The organism is Enterobacter sp. CGMCC 5087 (assembly GCF_003144775.1).
GTDB classification, from domain to species: Bacteria; Pseudomonadota; Gammaproteobacteria; order Enterobacterales; family Enterobacteriaceae; genus Enterobacter; species Enterobacter cloacae_M.
Window position 1 is genome coordinate 1 of record NZ_QFXN01000269.1, and the last position, 23,442, is coordinate 23,442.

General features: G+C 56.7%; 18 protein-coding genes and 1 riboswitch. Of the genes, 7 read left to right on the forward strand and 11 right to left on the reverse strand.

The genetic code is table 11. The features are described 5' to 3' along the window. Positions 1 to 234 precede the first annotated feature (234 nt). Positions 235 to 411, reverse strand: a riboswitch (cobalamin riboswitch). A gap of 104 nt (positions 412 to 515) precedes the next feature. Continuing rightward, positions 516 to 1,616 carry a tRNA (uridine(54)-C5)-methyltransferase TrmA gene (trmA, locus tag DEO48_RS23115; RefSeq protein WP_109846413.1) on the forward strand — a complete coding sequence of 367 codons (1,101 nt, stop codon included), beginning with the start codon at positions 516 to 518 and terminating at the stop codon, positions 1,614 to 1,616. 90 nt (positions 1,617 to 1,706) lie between these two features. Here the strand turns inward: trmA and DEO48_RS23120 are convergent, their stop codons facing one another. Together DEO48_RS23120 and fabR are read right to left on the reverse strand one after the other, a co-directional pair. Beyond that, positions 1,707 to 2,066, reverse strand: coding sequence for a YijD family membrane protein (locus DEO48_RS23120; RefSeq protein ID WP_045355521.1), 360 nt, complete (start codon positions 2,064 to 2,066; stop codon positions 1,707 to 1,709). Between the two features lie 9 nt (positions 2,067 to 2,075). Then, complete coding sequence (fabR, locus tag DEO48_RS23125) at positions 2,076 to 2,714, reverse strand: HTH-type transcriptional repressor FabR (protein ID WP_008501784.1); 639 nt, start codon at positions 2,712 to 2,714, stop codon at positions 2,076 to 2,078. Between the two features lie 196 nt (positions 2,715 to 2,910). On the opposite strand from fabR, the gene sthA reads away from it, so the two are divergent. Beyond that, a complete protein-coding gene (gene sthA / locus DEO48_RS23130) occupies positions 2,911 to 4,311 on the forward strand; it encodes a Si-specific NAD(P)(+) transhydrogenase (RefSeq protein WP_008501785.1) in 1,401 nt (466 codons plus the stop codon). Here sthA and oxyR read toward each other — a convergent pair. Then, positions 4,294 to 5,211, reverse strand: coding sequence for a DNA-binding transcriptional regulator OxyR (gene oxyR, locus DEO48_RS23135; RefSeq protein WP_023309664.1), 918 nt, complete (start codon positions 5,209 to 5,211; stop codon positions 4,294 to 4,296). The two genes, sthA and oxyR, sit on opposite strands and share 18 nt — an antisense overlap. 490 nt (positions 5,212 to 5,701) lie before the next feature. Here oxyR and ppc point away from each other — a divergent pair, with 490 nt between their 5' ends. Next, entirely contained in the window at positions 5,702 to 8,353 is a 2,652-nt protein-coding gene (ppc, locus tag DEO48_RS23140) for a phosphoenolpyruvate carboxylase (RefSeq protein WP_023309665.1), read from the forward strand. Between the two features lie 95 nt (positions 8,354 to 8,448). Further along, a complete protein-coding gene (locus tag DEO48_RS23145; RefSeq protein ID WP_109846414.1) occupies positions 8,449 to 9,297 on the forward strand; it encodes an AraC family transcriptional regulator in 849 nt (282 codons plus the stop codon). Here the strand turns inward: DEO48_RS23145 and DEO48_RS23150 are convergent. From DEO48_RS23150 to DEO48_RS23170, 5 genes are read right to left on the reverse strand one after another with little or no spacing between them, the layout of a single operon-like run. After that, entirely contained in the window at positions 9,284 to 9,640 is a 357-nt protein-coding gene (locus tag DEO48_RS23150) for a PTS fructose-like transporter subunit IIB (RefSeq protein WP_023309667.1), read from the reverse strand. The genes DEO48_RS23145 and DEO48_RS23150 overlap by 14 nt on opposite strands. Positions 9,641 to 9,642: 2 nt before the next feature. After that, positions 9,643 to 10,518 carry a [formate-C-acetyltransferase]-activating enzyme gene (locus DEO48_RS23155; RefSeq protein WP_109846415.1) on the reverse strand — a complete coding sequence of 292 codons (876 nt, stop codon included), beginning with the start codon at positions 10,516 to 10,518 and terminating at the stop codon, positions 9,643 to 9,645. Next, positions 10,484 to 12,778, reverse strand: coding sequence for a formate C-acetyltransferase (locus tag DEO48_RS23160; protein ID WP_109846416.1), 2,295 nt, complete (start codon positions 12,776 to 12,778; stop codon positions 10,484 to 10,486). The genes DEO48_RS23155 and DEO48_RS23160 overlap by 35 nt, the downstream gene beginning before the upstream one ends. A 51-nt stretch (positions 12,779 to 12,829) precedes the next feature. Continuing rightward, positions 12,830 to 13,150 (reverse strand): PTS fructose-like transporter subunit IIB, encoded by a 321-nt coding sequence (locus DEO48_RS23165; RefSeq protein WP_023309670.1) that lies wholly within the window; start codon positions 13,148 to 13,150, stop codon positions 12,830 to 12,832. Between the two features lie 14 nt (positions 13,151 to 13,164). Next, positions 13,165 to 14,244, reverse strand: a complete 1,080-nt coding sequence (locus tag DEO48_RS23170; protein WP_109846417.1) for a PTS fructose transporter subunit EIIC — start codon at positions 14,242 to 14,244, stop codon at positions 13,165 to 13,167. 305 nt (positions 14,245 to 14,549) lie between these two features. On the opposite strand from DEO48_RS23170, the gene ptsP reads away from it, so the two are divergent. From ptsP to DEO48_RS23185, 3 genes are read left to right on the forward strand one after another with little or no spacing between them, the layout of a single operon-like run. Beyond that, positions 14,550 to 17,051, forward strand: a complete 2,502-nt coding sequence (gene ptsP / locus DEO48_RS23175) for a phosphoenolpyruvate--protein phosphotransferase (protein ID WP_109846418.1) — start codon at positions 14,550 to 14,552, stop codon at positions 17,049 to 17,051. A 14-nt stretch (positions 17,052 to 17,065) separates the two neighbouring features. Next, a complete protein-coding gene (gene fsa / locus DEO48_RS23180; protein WP_109846419.1) occupies positions 17,066 to 17,728 on the forward strand; it encodes a fructose-6-phosphate aldolase in 663 nt (220 codons plus the stop codon). A gap of 12 nt (positions 17,729 to 17,740) precedes the next feature. Continuing rightward, positions 17,741 to 18,844, forward strand: a complete 1,104-nt coding sequence (locus tag DEO48_RS23185; protein ID WP_109846420.1) for a glycerol dehydrogenase — start codon at positions 17,741 to 17,743, stop codon at positions 18,842 to 18,844. A gap of 83 nt (positions 18,845 to 18,927) precedes the next feature. On the opposite strand, the gene katG is transcribed toward DEO48_RS23185, so the two are convergent. The 3 genes from katG to argE all read right to left on the reverse strand — a co-directional run. Continuing rightward, the gene (gene katG / locus DEO48_RS23190) at positions 18,928 to 21,108 is read right to left on the reverse strand and encodes a catalase/peroxidase HPI (protein ID WP_109846421.1); all 2,181 of its coding nucleotides are present in this window, start codon (positions 21,106 to 21,108) and stop codon (positions 18,928 to 18,930) included. A 147-nt stretch (positions 21,109 to 21,255) separates the two neighbouring features. Beyond that, on the reverse strand, positions 21,256 to 22,143 hold the full coding sequence (gene metF / locus DEO48_RS23195; protein ID WP_023309676.1) for a methylenetetrahydrofolate reductase: 888 nt from the start codon (positions 22,141 to 22,143) through the stop codon (positions 21,256 to 21,258). Between the two features lie 270 nt (positions 22,144 to 22,413). Then, positions 22,414 to 23,442 (reverse strand): acetylornithine deacetylase (gene argE / locus DEO48_RS23200; RefSeq protein WP_109846422.1); only part of this gene is annotated, 1,029 nt, incomplete at its 5' end.

Consider the following 23,442-nt stretch of genomic DNA (forward strand, 5'->3'; position numbering starts at 1 on the left):
GCCAACGGTCAATATCGGCACGCGTAACAACGGAGGTTGCAGCCAGAATAGTTTTTTCAGGTTGTTCAAAACGATTTGCCGTCACCACCAACGAGTCGGCGCTATCCTGCGCCCAGCCCGAAAATGCCGTGACGGACAACGCCGTCAACAGCGATACTTTTTTAATCATTGTTAAAGCATCCACAATATAAGAAGGATGCCGCAGGCCTCATCGATAGCACGCGATGATGAAACCAAATGCGACGTGATCCCGGCAGGTCTTCGGGCTAGGTGGCTATATAAGGATGAAGACTTCCCATTTTCACAGTGTCTACAACGCTCATCCCGCCAGACTTTACCGCTGCGCGTCAGCTCCAGATTTACACTGGATTCCCTTTTCACTCTCAAGAGACCGGAAACAGAATGCTACAATTAGACACGTATAGATGTCCAGACAGCTATTGCCCATTAAATCTGGACATCCCCTGAACAATGCCTACAATCCCCGCGTAATTCTTTATCACTCAGGACGCATCATGACCCCAGAACACCTCCCGACAGAACAGTACGACGCGCAGCTGGCAGAGAAAGTCGTCCGCCTGCAAAGTATGATGACGCCTTTCAACGCGCCCGTTCCCGAGGTGTTCCGCTCTCCCGTCAGCCACTACCGCATGCGCGCCGAGTTCCGCATCTGGCACGACGGCGACGACCTGTACCACATCATTTTCGATCAGCAGACGAAGTCCCGTATCCGCGTGGACAGCTTTCCGGCGGCGAGCGAGCTCATTAACCAGTTGATGACGTTGATAATGGACGGCGTGCGCAACAATCCGGTACTGCGTAACAAGCTGTTCCAGATTGACTACCTGACCACGCAAAGCAATCAGGCAATTGTCTCTCTGCTGTACCACAAAACGCTTAACGACGAGTGGCGCGAGCAGGCAGAAGCGCTGCGCGATGCGCTGCGCGCGCAGAACATCAACGTTCACCTGATTGGCCGCGCGACCAAAACCAAAATCATGCTGGATCAGGACTACATCGACGAGCGCCTGCCGGTGGCAGGTAAAGAGATGGTGTATCGTCAGGTCGAGAACAGCTTCACCCAGCCGAACGCTGCGATGAACGTGCAGATGCTGGAGTGGGCGCTGAAGGCGACGGAAGGGTCAACGGGCGATCTGCTTGAGCTCTACTGCGGTAACGGCAACTTCTCGCTGGCGCTGGCGCGTAACTTCGATCGCGTGCTGGCAACGGAAATCGCAAAGCCGTCGGTGGCAGCCGCGCAGTACAACATTGCCGCCAACCATATCGACAACGTGCAGATCATTCGTATGGCCGCAGAAGAGTTCACGCAGGCCATGAACGGCGTACGCCAGTTTAACCGCCTGGAAGGGATCGATCTCAAGAGCTACCAGTGTGAGACGATTTTTGTCGACCCGCCGCGCAGTGGCCTGGACAGCGAAACCGAGAAGATGGTGCAGGCGTACCCGCGTATTTTGTACATCTCCTGTAACCCGGAGACGCTGTGCAAGAACCTCGAAACATTAGGCCAGACGCACAAGGTTGAACGTCTGGCGCTGTTCGATCAGTTCCCGTATACGCACCATATGGAGTGCGGCGTACTGCTCACGGCGAAGTAATGTGGGGCTTGTAGGGCAGGTAAGCGAAGCGCCACCTGCCAAAAAAGCCGGATGGCGCTTCGCTTATCCGGCCTATAATGACGAAACCCTTTACTCTGATAACTGGCTCTTACGGCTACGCATGCGGGAGCCAATCCAGAACACCAGCGCCACAGACAGTACGGCAGGGAAGAAGTTAGAGCCGATATCCGGATATTCCGCGCGAACCACCGTGCTATACAGCAATACGCCCAGAATAAAGCAGGCAGCGGCCAGCCCCGGTAACCCCACCGGCATGGTGCGGTTCAGGTAACGTTGATGCAGGCAGTAAACCGTCAGCACCAGCGCAATAAGCGGGAAAATCGAAAACGGCACGATTGAGCTAAAAATAGCGGCAAACGTACCATTAATGGATAAGCCAGCGATCAATGCCAGCAACAGCGTCCCTTTATCCTGACCTGACTGTTTCATTACTCACCTTCACTCTTCGGTTTGATGTGCCAGTTTCTCTTGTTCACGGCGATACCAGTAGTACGCGCCTTTGGAGATCATCCTGAGCTGCAATACCAGCCGCTCTTCGAGCTGCTTGCGTTGTTCAATGCTGACATCCAGCGCTTCGGCACCCGCGCTGAAAACAATCGTCACCATCGCCTCGGCCTGTGCTTCAGTAAACGCGCGCGGCATATGGTTTTCGAGTTCAAGATAGTCGGCAAGTTCCGCGATGAAATGCTGGATTTCACGCGCGACGGCGGCACGAAACGCCGCCGATGTGCCCGAACGCTCGCGCAGAAGCAGACGAAACGCGTTGGGGTTATTGCCGATAAATTCCATAAAGGTCGATACGGAGGTGCGGATCACGCTGCCCCCTTTGGCGATACGCTGACGCGCCTGGCGCATCAGCTGGCGCAGCATCAGACCGCTCTCGTCGACCATGGTCAGGCCCAGTTCATCCACATCACGGAAATGACGATAGAAGGACGTTGGCGCAATCCCGGCCTCGCGTGCGACTTCGCGCAGGCTCAAACTGGCAAAACTTCGCTCAGCACTCAGTTGACTGAATGCGGCTTCCACCAGCGAACGCCGGGTTTTCTCTTTTTGTTGTGCTCTTACGCCCATCACGATAGTTGAATCCTTCCAAAGGCCTGATGGCACTATACCAGAGAATAAAATTAATCTGTTTGCCTGGCTTTGTGAATGATTGTTTACGTGCGGTTTGTGCTCCACTGCCCGAAAAAAGCACAACGATAATTGGGTTACCCTGGCAATGATGTTATGATTCTGTTGCTTTTATGTATAAGAACAGGTAAGCCTTACCATGCCACATTCCTACGATTACGACGCAATAGTTATTGGTTCCGGCCCCGGCGGCGAAGGTGCTGCTATGGGTCTGGTGAAACAGGGAGCCAGAGTAGCGGTCATCGAGCGCTACCATAATGTCGGCGGCGGTTGCACCCACTGGGGCACCATCCCTTCGAAAGCCCTCCGCCACGCCGTTAGCCGCATTATCGAATTTAACCAGAACCCTCTTTACAGCGACCACTCCCGACTTCTTCGTTCATCCTTTGCTGACATCCTGAATCACGCGGATACCGTTATTAACCAGCAGACACGCATGCGTCAGGGATTTTATGAGCGTAACCACTGTGAAATTTTGCAGGGCAACGCGCATTTTGTGGATGAACACACCCTGGCACTCGAATGCCACGACGGTTCGGTTGAAACCATCACTGCTGAAAAATTTGTTATCGCCTGCGGCTCACGCCCTTACCATCCCGCCGACGTGGACTTCTCGCACCCGCGCGTCTACGACAGCGACTCGATTCTGAGCCTGCACCATGAGCCTCGCCACGTCATTATCTATGGCGCAGGGGTCATTGGTTGCGAATATGCGTCGATCTTCCGTGGAATGGACGTCAAAGTTGACCTGATCAACACCCGTGACCGCCTCCTGGCGTTCCTCGATCAGGAGATGTCGGACTCCCTCTCCTACCACTTCTGGAACAGCGGCGTGGTGATTCGCCACAACGAAGAGTACGAGAAGATTGAGGGCTGTGACGACGGGGTGATTATGCACCTGAAGTCAGGTAAGAAGCTGAAAGCAGACTGCCTGCTGTACGCCAACGGTCGTACCGGCAACACCGATTCACTGCAGCTGGAAAATATCGGGCTTGAAACCGACAGTCGCGGTCAGCTGAAGGTCAACAGCATGTATCAGACCGCCCTGCCACACGTATACGCGGTCGGCGACGTGATTGGCTACCCAAGCCTGGCCTCAGCCGCTTACGATCAGGGACGCATTGCCGCACAGGCGCTGGTAAAAGGCGAAGCGACGGCGCACCTGATCGAAGATATTCCGACGGGCATCTATACCATCCCGGAAATCAGTTCTGTCGGGAAAACCGAGCAGCAGCTGACGTCAATGAAGGTGCCTTACGAGGTGGGACGCGCCCAGTTTAAACATCTGGCGCGGGCGCAAATCGTGGGGATGAGCGTGGGAACGCTGAAGATCTTGTTCCATCGCGAGACCAAAGAGATCCTCGGCATTCACTGCTTTGGTGAACGCGCGGCGGAAATCATTCATATCGGCCAGGCGATAATGGAGCAGAAAGGCGGTGGTAACACCATTGAGTACTTCGTTAACACCACCTTTAACTACCCGACCATGGCGGAAGCCTATCGGGTAGCTGCGCTGAACGGCTTAAACCGCCTGTTTTAACGCGCTGTCGAAATGGCCATCCATCGAACCACGGATGGCCTCTGCCAGCTGCTCATAGCGGCTGCGCAGCGGTGAACCCGGACGATACACCAGGCCGATAGTGCGACGCGGCTCCGGCTTAATGCACGGCAGATAAACCACGCCATCACGTTTACGCTCGCGCGGCACGGCCAGCGCAGGCAGCAGCGTAATACCGCTTCCCGCCGCGACCATATTACGCAGCGTTTCCAGGCTGGTTGCGCGGAAATGGGTATCTTCATCCGCACCCGCTTCAAAGCAAAAGCCCATCGCCTGATCGCGCAGGCAGTGGCCATCTTCCAGCATCAGCAGCTTTTCACCGGCCAGATCGGCCATCGGTACGCGATCGCGGTTCGCCCACGGGTGATCTTCATAGATCGCCAGCATCATCGGCTCATCGAACAGCGGCACTTCAATAAAGGCTTCACTCTCTTTCACCAGCGCCAGAATGGCGCAGTCGAGCTTGCCGCTGTCTAACTGCGCCAGCAGCTGATGGGTCTGCGCTTCATGCAGGTACATTTCGAGTTTCGGGAACGTCTGGTGCAGCATCGGAATGATGTGCGGCAACAGGTACGGGCCAACGGTTGGGATCAGGCCAATATGCAGCGGGCCGGACATCGCCTCCCCCTGCTGGCTTGCCATTTCCTTGAGCACTTTGACCTCGCGCAGCACGGTGCGCGCCTGATCCACCAGCAGCAGACCTGCCTGTGTGAACAGAACCTTACGACTGGTGCGCTCCAGCAGCATCACGCCCAGCTCGTCTTCCAGCTTGCGGATCTGACCGCTCAGCGTGGGCTGGCTGACGTGGCAGGAGTCTGCCGCGCGGCGAAAGTGACGATGCTCGGCTAACGCTACCAGGTATTCAAGATCACGAATATTCATTATTCATCCTCCGTCGCCACGATAGTTCATGGCGATAGATAGCATAGCAACGAACGATTATCCCTATCAAGCATTCTGTTGAATAATACACCACATAGACGAGGCGGCACGTGTTTGACCCTTGACGTCCCCGCTCCGTCAGCGAGTTTCTCTCAAAACTCGAACAACTAAAGCCAACGTGAACTTTTGCGGACCCCGTGGTCCGCTTTTTTTTTTGCGTAAAAAACCCCGCAGATAAAAGCAAAATGGCAACCGAAGCTGCCATTTTTCGTGTTTACCCCTTTTCCCCGGTACATTCTCATAAGCATCTCTTATCTGACGCAATGGGAATTAAATTTCGTAAATTGCCCTCATTTATTCGTTTGCTGAACCGTTTTCGCAGCAATTGACGACGGGGGTTTTACGTGGCTTTATAAGGGGAGATGACAAAATAATGTCCAGAAAATTTTCGCCTGGGCATAAACAAAAATGATGGGGTGACTGGGTTTTTATGAACGAACAATATTCCGCGTTGCGTAGTAATGTCAGTATGCTCGGCAAAGTGCTTGGAGATACCATCAAAGACGCGTTGGGGGAGAACATTCTCGACCGCGTTGAAACCATCCGCAAGCTGTCTAAATCTTCCCGTGCCGGTAACGAGGCCAGTCGTCAGGAGCTGCTCACCACCTTGCAGAACCTCTCAAACGATGAGCTGCTGCCCGTTGCACGCGCATTCAGCCAGTTCCTGAACCTGGCTAACACCGCTGAGCAATACCACAGCATTTCGCCAAATGGCGAAGCGGCAAGCAACCCGGAAGTCATTGCCCGCACCCTGCGTAAACTGAAAGACCAGCCAGACCTCAACGAAGCCACCATCAAAAAAGCGGTGGAGTCGCTTTCGCTGGAGCTGGTGCTGACCGCACACCCCACTGAAATTACCCGTCGCACCCTGATCCACAAAATGGTGGAAGTGAACAACTGTCTGAAGCAGTTGGATAACAAAGACATTGCCGACTACGAACGCAACCAGCTGATGCGCCGTCTGCGCCAGCTGATTGCCCAGTCCTGGCACACCGATGAAATTCGTAAGCATCGTCCAAGCCCGGTCGACGAAGCGAAATGGGGATTTGCGGTGGTGGAAAACAGCCTGTGGGAAGGGGTGCCTAACTACCTGCGCGAGCTGAACGAACAGCTGGAAGAGAACCTCGGTTACCGCCTGCCGGTCGACTTTGTTCCGGTCCGCTTCACCTCCTGGATGGGCGGCGACCGCGACGGCAACCCGAACGTGACCGCGGAAATCACCCGTCACGTCCTGCTCCTGAGCCGCTGGAAAGCGACCGACCTATTCCTGAAAGACATTCAGGTGCTGATCTCCGAGCTGTCGATGGTTGAAGCGACACCGGAACTGCGCGCGCTGGCCGGAGAAGAAGGCGCCAGCGAGCCGTACCGTTTCCTGATGAAGAAACTGCGTGGTCAGCTGATGGCCACTCAGGCCTGGCTGGAAGCGCGTCTGAAAGGTCAGCGCCTGCCAAAACCAGAGGGTCTGCTCAGCCAGAACGAACAGCTCTGGGAGCCACTGTATGCCTGTTATAAATCACTGCAGGCCTGCGGGATGGGCATCATCGCTAACGGCGAACTGCTCGACACCCTGCGCCGCGTGAAGTGTTTTGGCGTGCCGCTGGTGCGTATCGACGTACGTCAGGAAAGTACCCGTCATACCGAAGCGCTGGGCGAGCTGACCCGCTATCTCGGCATCGGCGACTATGAAAGCTGGTCCGAAGCCGACAAACAGGCCTTCCTGATCCGCGAGCTGAACTCGAAGCGCCCTCTGCTGCCGCGCAACTGGGAGCCAAGCAACGAAACCCGCGAAGTACTCAACACCTGTAAAGCGATCGTGGACGCGCCGAAAGGATCGGTTGCCGCCTATGTGATCTCCATGGCGAAGACCCCGTCAGATGTGCTGGGCGTTCACCTTCTGCTGAAAGAAGCGGGAATCGACTACGCTCTGCCGGTCGCCCCGCTGTTTGAGACCCTCGACGACCTGAACAACGCCAACGACGTCATGACCCAGCTGCTGAATATCGACTGGTACCGCGGCTTTATTCAGGGCAAACAGATGGTGATGATTGGCTATTCCGACTCCGCGAAAGATGCGGGCGTGATGGCGGCATCCTGGGCGCAGTATCAGGCGCAGGACGCACTGATCAAAACCTGCGAGAAAGCCGGTATTGAGCTGACCCTGTTCCACGGACGCGGTGGCTCGATTGGCCGTGGCGGCGCGCCTGCACACGCAGCGCTGCTGTCGCAGCCGCCGGGAAGCCTCAAAGGCGGCCTGCGCGTCACCGAGCAGGGCGAGATGATCCGCTTCAAGTACGGTCTGCCGGAAGTGACCATCAGCAGCCTGTCGCTCTACACCAGCGCGATCCTGGAAGCAAACCTGCTGCCGCCGCCGGAGCCGAAAGCATCCTGGTGCCATATCATGGACGAGCTGTCTGATATCTCCTGCGATCTGTACCGCGGCTACGTGCGTGAAAACAAAGATTTCGTTCCTTACTTCCGCTCGGCCACGCCTGAGCAGGAGCTGGGTAAACTGCCGCTGGGCTCACGTCCTGCGAAGCGTCGCCCGACCGGTGGCGTAGAGTCTCTGCGCGCGATCCCGTGGATCTTCGCCTGGACGCAGAACCGTTTGATGCTGCCCGCCTGGCTGGGTGCCGGTGCCGCACTGCAAAAAGTGGTGGAAGACGGTAAACAGAACGAACTGGAAACCATGTGCCGCGACTGGCCGTTCTTCTCTACCCGTCTGGGCATGCTGGAGATGGTCTTCTCGAAAGCTGACCTGTGGCTGGCGGAATACTACGACCAGCGTCTGGTGAAACCAGAGCTGTGGGCGCTCGGTAAAGAGCTGCGCGAACTGCTGGAAGGCGACATCAAAGTGGTACTGGACATCGCCAACGACTCACATCTGATGGCGGACCTGCCGTGGATTGCCGAGTCTATTCAGCTGCGTAACATCTACACCGACCCGCTGAACGTCCTGCAGGCAGAGCTGCTGCACCGTTCACGTCTGGCAGAAGAAGAAGGGAAAGAGCCGGATCCGCGCGTTGAACAGGCGCTGATGGTGACGATTGCGGGCGTTGCGGCAGGTATGCGTAACACCGGCTAATGCTTTACGCCCGGCGGCGCTACGCTTGCACGGGCCTACGATACGTAGGCCGGGTAAGCGTTAGCGCCGCCCAGCAATACCCTGGTATCCACACCATGCACCACGACATTACCCACATCCTGACTGACCTGATCAACGGCACAACGCCGCTGCGTCAGGTGCATTTTGCGAACCCAGCGATCCCCGCCCCCGAACTTGCCCTGCAGGTCGATTTTCCACGTCTGGAGATCGCGATCGAAGGTTCAATGAAAGACCAGGCTGGCTGCGTTTTACAGCAGGGGGATGTTTTATACGTCCCGGCTGGCGGCTGGAATAATCCACATTGGCAAGCACCCGCAACCACGCTGAGTATCCTGTTTGGCAAACAGCAGCTTGGGTTTAGCCTTTTGCATTGGGACGGTGAAGACGTTCGAAATCTGGCAAAGCAGCACGTTGCCCGCCGCGGTCCGCGTATTGGATCGCTACTCTTACAGACGCTCCATGAAATCCAGATGCAACCGCATGAGCAGCAAACCGCGAGGCTGATTATCGCCAGCCTGCTTAGCCACTGCGTGGACCTTCTGGGGAGTCAGATCCAAACCGCCTCCCGCAGTCAGGCTCTGTTTGAAGCGATTCGGGTCTATATTGACGAACACTACGCCACTCCCCTTACCCGGGAATCCGTCGCGCAGGCGTTCTATATCTCCCCAAACTACCTGTCTCATCTGTTCCAGAAAACGGGCGCAGTGGGTTTTAATGAATACCTGACGCATACCCGGCTGGAACACGCGCGCCAGCTGTTAAAAGGGTATGATTTAAAAGTGAAAGAGGTGGCGCATGCCTGCGGATTTGTCGACAGCAACTATTTCTGTCGGTTATTTCGCAAGAACACGGAGCGTTCGCCGTCAGAATACCGTCGCCAGTATCACAGCCAGCTCACCGGGAAGGGTGCTAGTCCAGAATGATCTGAGTTTGCTGCGGAGCGGATAGCATTTTACGCACCGCGCCCATCACCTTTTGTGGGTCACGTAAAAAGGCGTTAATACCGCACTTCACGTAGCGCGTATGCTCGAAACGTTCACTGCCCGCCAGTTCGATATCAGTAATGAGCAATACGACATCAGCACGCCGGATGTCCTCTTCCGTAAGCTCACTCTCAACGCCCAGCGCTCCCTGCGTCTCAATGTTAACGCTCCACTTCTCCTGCTGGCAGAGCTTTTCCAGCCGTTCGGCAGCCATATAGGTATGTGCGACGCCACTGACGCACGCGGTCACCGCCACCAGATGACGTCCCGCTATCACTGTCATGTTCAGCCTCCCAGGGTAACATTGAAACCTTCGCACTCGGCCAGTTGACGCATCGCTGACACCTCATCTTCTGTCGGCGGGATCGCTTGCCGCATTCCCCACACCTGTCCCAGCAGACGGTATTTTGGCTCCCCATACTGATGGAAGGGCAATAAATGCAGCTGCCGTATTCCTGAAGGTAACAGGAAAGCCAGCACGCGCGCCATGTTCGTTTCGTTAAGCGTATAGCCAGGAATAAGCGGGACGCGGGGAATCACGTTTATCCCGTCAGCCACCAGCTGGCGGAAATTATCCAGCACCCTGGGGAGATTCATAGCCAAAACGGATTGGGCCAGCGCCGTGTCCATGATCTTCAAATCAAACAGCACTTCATCACACTGGTGAGCCAGCGGCATTAATCGGGACAAAGGCGCATCGCCTGCCGTTTCGATGGCCGTATGCACGCCGAAACGACGCAGCCTCTGGAGAAACTGAGTTGCGAAAGGCGCCTGCAGCAACACTTCCCCGCCCGAAAGCGTCACCCCGCCTCCCGAGGAACGAAAGAAGACATCGTCTTTCATTACCTCGTTTTCCAGCTCATCCAGGGTCACATCGCGCCCGATGTGCTCGAACGCGCCGGACGGGCACTCCTTAGCGTCCCGCAGGCAGGGAGCACAGTGCAGGCATTTACTCTCCCGACGCACCGTCTCGATTTTCGGGGAGATCGACTCCGGATTCGCACACCACGGACAGCGGTGAGGGCAGCCTTTAAAAAAAACCACCGTGCGGATGCCGCTTCCGTCGTTCAGTGAGTAGCGCTGGATGTTGAAAATACGCGCCACGTCGACGCGCGTTTCAACCACGTCACAGCTGATGCGCTGTGCGGCGGATAATGTCATCCTGGATCTCCTTCGATAACTCGACAAAGAAGGCGCTGTAGCCGGCAACGCGCACCACCAGCCCGGCAAAATCCTGTGGACGCTGTTGCGCTTCACGCAATGTTTCCGCGTTCACCACGTTAAACTGGATATGCTGCAGCTTAAGCTGGGTGAAAGCGCGAAGGAAATCCGCCAGCTTTTGCAGCCCGGTATCGCCTTCCAGCGTCGCAGGGGTAAATTTAACGTTTAGCAGCGTGCCGTTAGATAACAGATAGTTATCCAGCTTGCTTACCGATTTCAGTACCGCCGTCGGACCCTGCATATCTTGCCCCAGCATCGGCGATAGCCCACCGTCTGCCAGTTGCTCTCCCGCAAAGCGCCCATCGGGCGTTGCCCCCACCACCGCCCCCAGCGGTACGTGTGCCGATACGGTATAAGAACCCGGCGTGAACTGCCCGCCGCGCGGGTTCCGGTATTTTTCGACCTCTTTACAGTAGTGACGCAGCAGTTCAGCGCTGATGTTGTCGACATCATCGACATCATTGCCGTATTTTTCGAAGCGATTGATCAACCGGGCGCGGATTTTTTTGCCCTCAGACGTGGCAAAGTTAGCGTTTAACACGGCTAACAGCTCGTCAAAACTTAAGCGCTGCTGTTCAAACACCAGCCCTTTCAGGGCGTGCAGCGAGTCGCTCAAATTCGCTATCCCGATGCCCTGCACGCCGGAAAAGTTATAGCGTGCGCCACCGTCAGTGATGTCTTTTCCCGCATCCAGACAATCGCTAATAAATGAAGAGAGCAACGGCACCGGAGCCCAGTCACGATGGCCGATATCGCAGATATTGCTCCCCTCGACCATCAGAGCAATGTAGTGATTAATTTTGGCGCGAATATGCCCCAGCAGGCCTTCATAACTCAGCGCTGCGTTGCCTTCATTCTCCTGCATCGCGATTTCCATTACCTTTAGCAGGTTAAACATCGCGATATCGTGCAGACCGTAGGTTTTACCCGGAATCGACAGTTCTACACAGCCAACCACCGCGTAGTCGCGCGCATCTTCCAGCGACACCCCCCGATTGAGGAAGGCAGGCACCACCACTTCATCGTTAAAGATCTGCGGGATGCCGGTGCCCAGGCGAATCGTCTCCGCCGTTTTCAGCAGGAAGGGCCGGTCGATAAGCTCGTTAACCCGTACGCCGAGGTTCGGTTGAGGAAGCTGAACGCTCTGGTAAGCATCCAGACACAGGAAGGAAAGCACGTTCACCGCGCTACGCCCGCTCTCCGTCAGGCCACCCAATAGTGCGGTATACCCGGTCGGGAATCCGGCAAAATAGCGGGCGCTGCTGGTCGAGCGTAAAAGAACCACGTCATTGCACTTCACCCACAGCGATTCCAGAATCTCTTTCAGGAAAGCGGGCGCTTCGCCCTGTGAGAGCGAGGCCTGATAAAAGGGCAGCATATACTGGTCAAAGCGCCCGATGGAGAGCGAGCTGGCGTTGGATTCATACTGCAAAATGACGTTCATGTACCAGAAGAGCTGACACGCCTGCCAGAACGTTTGCGGCTTATGCTGCGCGTTATGGCGCGAGATTTCTGCAATCTTCCGTAATTCTTCACACCGCGCTGCGTCACTGCTTTCAGCCAACTCTTCAGCCAGTGCTGCATAGCGCAGTATATGACGCTGGGAAGCTTCCAGCAGAATCAGTGCGGCGGCATAGAACGTGTTCTGCGCATCGCGGGCGCAGTGCTCGCGCAATTCCTCCACCAGCGCACCCAGGCCGTTATTGAGCAGGCGCGGATAATCAATAATGATATGCCCCTGCCCTTTGTCGGTCTGGTTGACGCTGAAAATTTGCGTCCCCACAGCGGCTTTCACCTCATCCGTCATCTGGCTGTTGATGAAATCCTTCATCGACCGTTTTTCCCAGTAGGGATACAGCACGTCACGGTAGATCTGCTTATCTTCTTCGCTGATTTCAAAGCGGTCCTGCGGACGCGTGGCAAACTGGTCCAGCTCCTTAAGCAGCCAGTACGGATCCATCTCAGGAGACATGATGCCTGCACGCGGTTTAACGGTCCGGTTGCCGGCAATCAGTTCCTCATCACGAATCGCGATGTTCACATGGTCAAGAATGTACGCCGTGGCTTTTGCACGTCTGAGGATTACCGGCTCGCCTTCCGTCTGCTGATGGCTGGCGGTATAGAGCAAAGCACGCTCAAGCGAGATTTCACGCGGACTGGCAAAAAGTGCGTCTTTCAAACGCTGGGTACGATTCGTCATGAGGGAACTCCTGTAACGGAAAACGAGCCCGCCCCGAAGGGCGGGAGAGCGTCAGGCGGTTTGCGCCAGGTGGGCATCAATCTTGTTCATGATGGCGTCGGCGCGTTTTACCGCGTCGCTAATGTTGACGCGCACGATGGTTTTCCCGGCAAAGCGCTCTTCAAATTTAATGCCGATATCTTTGGTCAGGATCACCATATCCGCTGCGGCGATATCCTCAGCATTCAGCTCGTTCTCAAGACCAATCGACCCCTGCGTTTCAACCTTTACTTCCCAGCCTTTGGCTTTAGCGGCGCTTTCCAGCGCTTCGGCCGCCATGTAGGTATGGGCAACGCCAGACGGGCATGCTGTTACTGCGATAATTCGGGCCATGTTCTCTTCCTCACTCAGTTAATTTCAAAATCCAGATCCAGGTCGTCCTCTTTTTCCTCGACCTGTTTTGCATTCTTGCGGGCAATACTCTTCAGCACGTTGACGCTAATGGCCGTCACCACCGCCCCTACGGCAACCGCCGCGATGTAGCCCAGTTTGCCTTCCACCACAGGGAGAACAATAAGTCCGCCCCAGCCGGCATAACATTGCGCCCCCATCACGGCAGCCGTCACTGCGCCACACGCGGATCCCAGCATGATGGAGGGAATAACGCGCAGAGGATCGGCAGCGGCGAACGGAATGGCCCCTTCGGTAACCCCCACGCAGCCCATCACTAATGCAGCCTTACCCGCTTCACGCTCTTCACCGGTAAAATTCTTGCGGTTAATCAGCGTCGCCAGGCCTAATCCCAGCGGTGGCACACAGATACCGACTGCCGCAATCGCCACCACGGTGTAGACGCCCTGAGCAACGCAGATCAGCATGAAGGCATAGGCGACTTTATTAATCGGGCCGCCCATGTCGAAGGCCAGCATCAACCCCATGATGACGGCCAACACAACGATGCTGCCCTGCTGCATCCCTTGCAGCCACTGGGTTAAGCCCGTCGTCAACGCACCAACAGGTTCGCCCAGACCCCACATCATGATGCCTGCGGTAACAAAGGTGCCGATGATAGGGATGATGAAGATAGGCATGACGGAGCGCAGGACTTTCGGGACCGGCAGTTTTTTCAGATACCAGACCACAATCCCGCCGAGGATCCCGGCAATAATGGCGCCGAAGAAACCGGCACCGAAGCTGTTACCGACCCACGCGGCAATAGCGCAGGGAGCAAGCGCGGCGCGCTCGGCAATGGAATAGCCAATATAGGCGGCCAGGAAAGGCACCATCAGCGTTAACCCCGCCACGCCGATATCAAATAGCTGTTTGAGGTTAGGATCGGTTGCGGCATCCGGTACCGCGCCCTTGCCGTACAGCATGACCGAAACCGCCAGCAAAATACCGCCCGCGACCACGAACGGGATCATGTGCGACACCCCGGTCATCAGATGCTGCCGCGTGTTCTTGAGAATATGCACCAACTCTTTCATATGTCGCTCCTGGCCTAAAACCATAAAGATGTTGTGGCAAACAATAGGCAATCAGGAAGACGGTGGACAGGAGACAAAAAGGCCATTTACTGGATTTTTGTAATATCGAAATAAAAATGCGATCCGCCTCGACATTTCGGATAGACGTTACGCATAAGACAAACCACCATAACCTGTGAGTCAAATCTCACTTTTCAGCTGATATTACATTTGTCCAGCTTTTGGCAGATTTGTCACATGGCGCGCGCCATCAACACACTCGTATGCTGTTCCCCAATGAATGATGATGAGTTTCAGGAGTGTGTATGGCTCTGGTAGTGGAATTTACCTGTGAATTGCCCAACGGTGTTCACGCGCGTCCGGCAAGTCATGTGGAGACGCTGTGCAATACGTTTATCTCACAGATCGAGTGGCATAACCTGCGCACAGACCGCAAAGGGAATGCCAAGAGCGCACTGGCACTTATTGGCACCGACACGCTGGCAGGCGACGCCTGTCGTCTGGTGATCCACGGTGAAGATGAGCAGAGCGCCCATCAACAGCTGGAACAATGGCTCCGGGAAGAGTTTCCCCACTGCGACGCGCCGCTTGCGGAAGCCCCCAATACCGAGCTTGATCCGCTGCCAGAATCTCTCACGCGCCTTAATCCAACGCTTTTTCGCGCCCTGCCCGTTTGCAGCGGCAGCGCCCGGGGCGTGTTAACCTTGCTGACCTCGCTGGATCTCAATGCACTGACGGATTTACCCGACGCGAAAAACGTGGAAGAAGAGCAGTCAGCGCTGGATAAAGGCCTCACCCTGCTGGTGAAAAACATTGAGCTGCGCGCGCTGGACAGCGACAGCACCGCCAGCGCCATTCTTGAGGCACATCGATCGCTGGCGACAGATACCGCTTTACGCCAGCATCTGCTTGCGGGCGTGAGTCAGGGGCTAAGCTGCGAGCAAGCGACAATCGCCACAGCCAACCATTTCTGCGATGCGTTCTCTCGTTCCAGCAGCAGCTATCTGCAGGAACGCGTGCTGGATGTGCGCGATGTTTGCTATCAGCTGCTGCAGCAAATCTACGGTGAACAGCGCTTCCCCGCGCCGGGCCAGCTGACGCAGCCGACCGTTTGTCTGGCGGATGATCTTACGCCCGGCCAGTTCCTGGAGCTCGATAAAACCTTGCTTAAGGGGCTGCTGTTAAAAAGCGGCGGAACAACCTCGCACACCGTTATTCTTGCACGTTCCTTTAATATTCCGACGCTGGTCGGCGTCGACAGTGAAAGCCTGCTGCAGTGGCGCAATAAGCCCGTATTTATTGATGGCAATGCCGGTGCGGTCGTGGTCAACGCCAGCGATGCGGTGGCGCGCTACTACCGCCAGGAAGCACGGGTACATCAGGCACTACGCGAGCAGCAGCGCATCTGGCTCGATCGGGAAGCCAGAACCGCCGATGACCTGCGCATTGAGATCGCCGCAAACATCGCCCACGCGGTGGAAGCGCAGGCAGCATTCGGGAAAGGCGCCGAGGGCGTTGGCCTGTTTCGCACCGAAATGCTGTATATGGACCGTACCAGCGCGCCCGGCGAAAACGAGCTGTACAACATTTTCTGTCAGGCGCTGGAAAGCGCAAACGGGCGCAGCATTATCGTGCGCACCATGGATATCGGCGGCGATAAACCGGTGGCGTACCTGAATATCCCGGCCGAAAACAACCCGTTCCTCGGCTACCGCGCCGTACGTATTTACGAAGAGTATGCAGCCCTTTTCACCACTCAGCTTCGGGCGATCCTGCGCGCCTCTGCTCACGGCAGCCTGAAGATCATGATCCCGATGATCTCTTCTATGGAAGAGATCCTGTGGGTGAAAGAGAAACTTGCTGAAGCGAAACAGCAGCTCCGGGATGAACACATTCCGTTCGATGAAAAAATCCCGCTCGGCATCATGCTGGAAGTACCTTCGGTGATGTTCATCATCGATCAGTGCTGCGAAGAAATTGATTTCTTTAGCATTGGCAGCAATGACCTGACGCAGTATCTACTGGCCGTCGACCGCGACAACGCCAAAGTCACACGCCACTACAACAGCCTGAACCCGGCCTTCCTGAGGGCGCTGGATTATGCGGTACAGGCCGTCCATCACCAGGGGAAATGGATTGGCCTGTGCGGAGAGCTGGGCGCAAAAGGTTCAGTGCTGCCGTTGCTGGTGGGTCTGGGACTGGACGAGCTGAGCATGGGGTCGCCCGCTATTCCGGCAACCAAAGCGCGCCTGGCACAGCTTGATAGCCGCGCCTGCCGCCAGCTGCTGAACCAGGCCATGGCGTGTCGCACTTCGCTTGAAGTGGAACACCTGCTGGCGCAGTTCCGCATGAATCAGCAGGACACGCCGCTGGTCACACCTCGCTGCATTTCGCTGGACAATGACTGGAACAGCAAAGAAGAGGTTATGAAAGGAATGACCGATAACCTGCTGCTCGCCGGACGTTGCCGCTACCCCCGCAAACTGGAGGCCGACCTGTGGGCGCGCGAGGCCGTCTTCTCCACCGGGCTCGGCTTTAGCTTTGCTATCCCGCACAGCAAGTCTGAGCATATTGAGCAATCCACCATCAGCGTTGCGCGCCTGAAATCCCCCGTCATGTGGGGAGATGAAGAAGCACAGTTCATCATCATGCTTACGCTGAACAAACACGCCGCGGGCGATCAGCATATGCGTATTTTCTCCCGCCTGGCCCGCCGCATCATGCATGACGATTTCCGCAGTGCGCTGGTCAACGCCAGCTCAGAAGAGGCCATCGCCTCCCTGCTGCAACACGAATTAGAACTCTGAAACGAGGAAGAGTAATGGAACTGTATCTGGATACCGCCAACGTGGCGGAAGTTGAACGTCTGGCCCGCATCTTCCCTATTGCGGGCGTTACCACCAACCCGAGCATCATTGCCGCCAGCCGTGAATCCATCTGGGACGTGCTCCCGCGCCTGCAAAAAGCCACTGGACCGGAAGGCACGCTGTTTGCTCAAACCATGAGCCGCGATGCAGAAGGCATGGTAGCGGAGGCAAAACGTTTGAGTAACGCCGTCCCGGGCATCGTGGTGAAAATCCCGGTGACGGCTCAGGGGCTCATCGCGATTAAGGCTTTGAAAAAAGAAGGGATAGCCACGCTGGGGACCGCCGTTTACAGCGCGGCACAGGGCATGCTCGCCGCGCTGGCAGGCGCGAAATATGTCGCGCCGTATGTGAACCGCGTTGACGCTCAGGGCGGTGATGGCATTCGCATGGTCCAGGAGCTGCAGTCCCTGCTGGAACTGCACGCGCCGGAAAGCAAAGTGCTGGCCGCCAGCTTCAAAACGCCGCGGCAGGCGCTGGACTGCCTGCTGGCGGGATGCGAGGCAATCACGCTTCCCTTAGACGTAGCGCAACAAATGCTCGGCACGCCAGCGGTAGAGTCAGCCATAGAGAAGTTCGAGCAGGACTGGAAAAACGCGTTTGGTAACCTCAACCTCTAAGGGAGAACTGTTATGGACCGTATCATTCAATCGCCGGGAAAATACATCCAGGGCGCTGATGTGCTTACCCGTCTCGGCGACTATCTGAAGCCTCTGGCCAACCGCTGGCTGGTCGTCGGCGATAAATTTGTGTTGGGTTTTGCCGAAGAGACCCTGCGCCAGAGTTTTAAAAAAGCCGAACTGCACGCCGAAATCGCGCCGTTTGGTGGCGAATGTTCACAAAATGAAATCGATCGTCTGAAAAAGCTGGCCGACAGCGCCGACTGTCTGGCGGTGTTGGGTATCGGCGGCGGTAAAACGCTGGATACCGCCAAAGCGCTGGCCCATTTTATGGATGTGCCGGTCGCTATTGCGCCAACAATCGCCTCTACCGATGCGCCGTGCAGCGCCCTTTCCGTCATTTACACCGACAGCGGTGAGTTCGATCGCTACCTGATGCTGCCGCACAACCCGAACATGGTTATCGTCGATACAAAAGTGGTAGCGGGCGCGCCGGCACGCCTGCTGGCCGCCGGGATTGGCGATGCGCTGGCGACGTGGTTTGAAGCACGCGCCTGCTCGCGCAGCGGCGCGACCACCATGGCGGGCGGCAAATGTACGCAGGCAGCACTCGCGCTGGCCGAGCTGTGCTACAACACGCTGATTGAAGAAGGTGAAAAAGCGATGCTGGCGGCAGAACAGCATGTGGTGACGCCTGCTCTTGAACGCATTATCGAAGCCAATACCTATCTCAGCGGCGTAGGCTTTGAAAGCGGCGGGCTGGCGGCAGCACACGCTATTCATAACGGAATGACGGCGGTACCGGATGCGCACCACTTCTATCACGGTGAAAAAGTGGCGTTTGGCACGCTGACGCAGCTGGTGCTGGAAAACGCGCCGGTAGAAGAAATAGAGACCGTCGCCGCGCTTTGTCACAGCGTTGGGCTGCCGATCACGCTGGCGCAGCTAAACATCAAAGAGGATATTCCGGCCAAAATGCGTCTGATCGCGGAAGCCTCCTGTGCCGAAGGGGAAACTATCCACAACATGCCCGGCGGCGTAACGCCGGATCAGGTGTATGCGGCGCTGCTGGTGGCCGACCAGTATGGGCAGCGGTTCCTGCAGGAGTGGGAGTAAATAGCGTGAATAAAAATCCCCGCATTAGCGGGGATTTTTTTGCCCGTAAGCCGGGTAAGCGTCAGCGCTACCCGGCACAAGGGTTACTGCAGGTCAAACCGGTCCAGATCCATCACCTTCGCCCATGCGGCAACGAAGTCGCGAACAAACTTCTCATGCGCATCATCACTGGCATAAACCTCTGCCAGCGCGCGCAGAACGGCGTTAGAACCGAAGACCAGATCGGCGCGGGTGGCGGTGTATTTCACTTCACCGCTGGCGCGATCGCTTCCGGCAAACAGTTCATTAGATTCGTCGGTCGCCTTCCACTGGGTGTTCATGTCCAGCAGGTTCACGAAGAAATCGTTGCTCAGTACGCCCTCGCGGTCGGTAAACACGCCATTCTTGCTGCCATCAAAGTTTGCACCCAGCACGCGCAGGCCACCGATCAGCACCGTCAGCTCAGGCGCGGTCAGCGTCAGCTGCTGGGCTTTGTCGATCAGCAGTGACTCAGTGGTGGACACATCCACCTGCGCACGGTAGTTGCGGAAGCCGTCGGCAATCGGTTCGAGCAGGTTAAACATCTCGATATCCGTCTGATCCTGACGCGCATCGACGCGGCCCGGCGTGAACGGAACGTTGACGTAAACGCCTGCCGATTTCGCCGCCTGCTCAACGCCCACCACGCCCGCCAGCACGATGATATCCGCCAGAGAGGCTTTGTTGGTGGTGCGCTGGATAGCTTCCAGAGCCGGCAACGCGCGAACCGCTGCGGCGTTCACATCCCAGTCGCGCTGAGGGGCCAGCGCCAGACGCGCGCCGTTGGCGCCACCACGCTTGTCGCCGCCGCGGAAGGTTGAAGCTGACGCCCAGGCAACGGAAATCAGTTCGCTCACGGAGAGGCCAGAGGCAGCGATTTCCGCCTTCAGGCTTTCAATGTCTTCTTTCGACGGATTGAACACCGCCTGCGGTAGCGGGTCCTGCCAGATCAGATCTTCTTTCGGCACTTCCGGGCCAAGGTAACGGGATTTTGGCCCCATATCGCGGTGCGTCAGCTTGTACCACGCGCGCGCGAAGGCTTCGTTGAAGGCCTGCGGATCGTTCAGGAAGCGGCGGGAAATTTTCTCGAATTCCGGATCAAAACGCAGCGTCAGGTCGGTGACCAGCATGGTAGGTTTGCGTTTTTTCGACGGGTCGAACGGGTCAGGCATGATTTCCGGCGCATCCACGGCTTCAAACTGAATCGCTCCCGCCGGGCTGCGGGTCTGCACCCATTCGTATTTGAACAGGTTCTCGAAGAAGTAGTTGCTCCACTGGGTCGGGGTTTGCGACCAGATGACTTCCAGACCGGAGGTAATGGCATCTGCGCCAACGCCCGTGCCGTGCGTGCTGGCCCAGCCCAGGCCCTGCGCTTCAATCGGCGAGGCTTCCGGGTCGGTGCCGACGTGCGTGGCTTCACCCGCGCCGTGGGTTTTGCCGAGGGTGTGGCCGCCCGCGATCAGCGCAACGGTCTCTTCGTCGTTCATCCCCATGTTGCCGAAGGTCGCGCGAATTGCCGCTGCAGCAGACAGAGGTTCACCGCTGGCGTTTGGCCCTTCCGGGTTAACGTAGATTAGGCCCATTTCGGTGGCGGCCAGAGGACGCTTGGCCAGCGCCTCCGGGTCACGGTGGGTCAGCCAGGCTTTTTCATCACCCCAGTTCACGTCCAGGTCTGGTTCCCAGACGTCTTCACGCCCGGCACCAAAACCAAACGTACGGAAGCCAGAGTTCTCCAGCGCCACGTTACCCGCGAGGATAAACAGGTCGGCCCAGGAAATTTTTTGTCCGTATTTTTGCTTGATTGGCCACAGCAGACGGCGCGCCTTATCCAGGCTCACGTTATCCGGCCAGGAGTTCAGCGGCGCAAAGCGCTGTTGACCGCGTCCGGCACCGCCGCGTCCGTCAACGGAGCGATAGGTACCCGCGCCGTGCCAGGCCATACGGATAAACAGGCCCGCATAGCTGCCCCAGTCGGCAGGCCACCACGGTTGAGAGTCGGTTAAAAGGGCTTTGAGGTCGCCTTTAAGGGCGGAGTAATCAAGTTTGCTGAATTCTTTGCGGTAGTCGAAGTCTTCACCCAGCGGGTTCGAACGATTGGAATGTTGGTTAAGAAGATCGATGCGGAGTTGTTTTGGCCACCAGTCGCGGCTGCCTGTACCTGCCCCCGCGCTGTGATCGACGCCGCCCTGGTGGAACGGGCATTTGCCGACCGATGCCGCTTTATTGGTCTCGTCTGACGTGCTCATCGCTATGCTCCCTTTTACAGTGTTACCGTTACGATATACACCACTAGCAATAAGTTATAGTTGAATTAATCCACAGATTCGATAGCTAATACCTTTTAACTGTTCGCGTGACAAAAAAACCCTCGTAAAACGAGGGCTTTGTGCTTGTTACGCCGGACGAACGCCCAGCGTATGGCAAATGGCGTAGCTCATCTCCGCGCGGTTCAGCGTATAGAAGTGGAAATCTTTCACCCCTTCACGGCTTAAAATTTTCACCATGTCCATCGCGATATTGGCCCCCACCAGCTTGCGGGTTTCCGGGTCATCGTCCAGCCCTTCGTACATTTTGGACATCCACAGCGGAATGCGAACATTGGTCATATCAGCAAACTTCTTCGCCTGTTTGAAGTTAGAGACCGGCAGAATACCCGGAATAATTTCAACGTCGATGCCTGCGGAGACGCAGCGGTCACGGAAACGCAGGTAGCTTTCCACATCAAAGAAGAACTGGGTAATGGCGCGGTTCGCGCCGGCGTCCACTTTACGCTTCAGGTTAAGCAGATCGGCCTGGGCGCTTTTCGCTTCCGGATGCACCTCAGGATAAGCGGCAACGGAGATATCAAAGTCAGCCACGTCTTTCAGCAGCGCGACCAGATCGGCGGCATACATGTCCGGCTTACCGCTGCCCGGCGGCAGGTCACCGCGCAGTGCGACGATATGACGAATGCCGTTATTCCAGTAATCCTGGGCGATGGCCCGTAACTCGTCGCGGGTCGCGTCGATACAGGTGAGATGCGGCGCCGCTTCCAGACCGGTACGATCTTTGATGCCTTTAATGATGCTGTGCGTACGGTCACGCTCGCCGGAGTTAGCACCATAAGTCACGGAAACGAACTTCGGCTTCAGGCTGCTAAGACGATCGATAGAGCTCCACAGGGTTTGCTCCATTTCACTGGTGCGCGGCGGGAAAAATTCAAAAGAGACGTTAATCTGGCCGTTTACTTCGGCCAGGCTCTGATTCAGTGCTTCCCGCTGGTTGGCGTGAAAAAAGCTCATACCTTACCTCTATCAATCGCATGTCGTTATTTGTTGTGTTGTGAACTTCTATACGTTTAGACGTCCAGATGTAAAAATGACGGAAAAGCGGAGGGACGTCAACATAAATAATCAACAATAACGGTGAGGTTTGCTCAGGAAAGATGAAGAAAGTTCATGATGGGTGGTAGGGAGTGAGACATCGCCTCTCCGGGACCGTACACCCCTTTGGGTAAAGGTGAAAAAACCGCATCGCGCAGTCCTCTCCCCTATGGGATGTACGGTGCGGTTTTAATGCCAGCAGAAGTGATGCACAACCTGGGTAATCAGTTCGCGGGTTGGCTTGATGAAGCGGGTTTCCAGATATTCATCCGGCTGGTGTGCCTGGTTGATGGAGCCGGGGCCCAGGACCAGCGTAGGGCAAAGCGTCTGAATAAACGGCGCTTCGGTGCAGTAGTTCACCACGTCGGTTTTCTCACCGAGCAGCTTTTCCACCACCTCAACCAGCTGATGGTCCGGCGGGCATTCGTAACCCGGGATCGGCGGATGCAGTTCGGAGACCGTCAGGCGGCCCGGCCAGCGCTCGCTCACCGGAGCCAGAGCTTCATTCAGCAGGCCGTCGAGATCGCTGAGGGTCATGCCCGGCAGCGGGCGGATGTCCATATGCAGTTCGCAGCAGGCGCAGATGCGGTTCGAGGCATCGCCGCCGTGCAGGCTGCCGAGGTTCAGGGTCGGATACGGCACGGTGAACGCGTCGTAGTGGTAGCGCTCTTTCAGATCGTCGCGCAGGGTCATGATACGGCCGATGGCGTCATGCATCAGCTCAATGGCGTTCACCCCGCGCGCGGGATCGCTGGAGTGGCCGGACTGGCCCAGCACGCGCACGGCGGTAGAAATATGGCCTTTGTGCGCGCGGATCGGCTGCAGAGAAGTCGGCTCGCCGATGATCGCGCAGTCCGGGCGAATCGACGTGTTTTCAGAGAAGTAGCGCGCGCCCGCCATGCTGGTCTCTTCATCGGCGGTCGCCAGAATATAGAGCGGTTTTTTAAGGTTCGTCACGTCCACGTCACGCAGCGCGTCGAGGATAAAGGCGAAGAAGCCTTTCATGTCGGCGGTGCCCAGACCATAAAGCTTGTTGTCGTGCTCGGTCAGGGTGAACGGATCGCGCGTCCAGCGGCCGTCGTCAAACGGCACCGTATCGGTATGACCGGCCAGCAGCAGGCCGCCCGCACCGGTTCCGGTGCTGGCGAGCAGGTTAAATTTGTGGCGGGTTCCTGGGACGGGCTGAACCTCAACGTTAAACCCAAGATCGCTAAACCA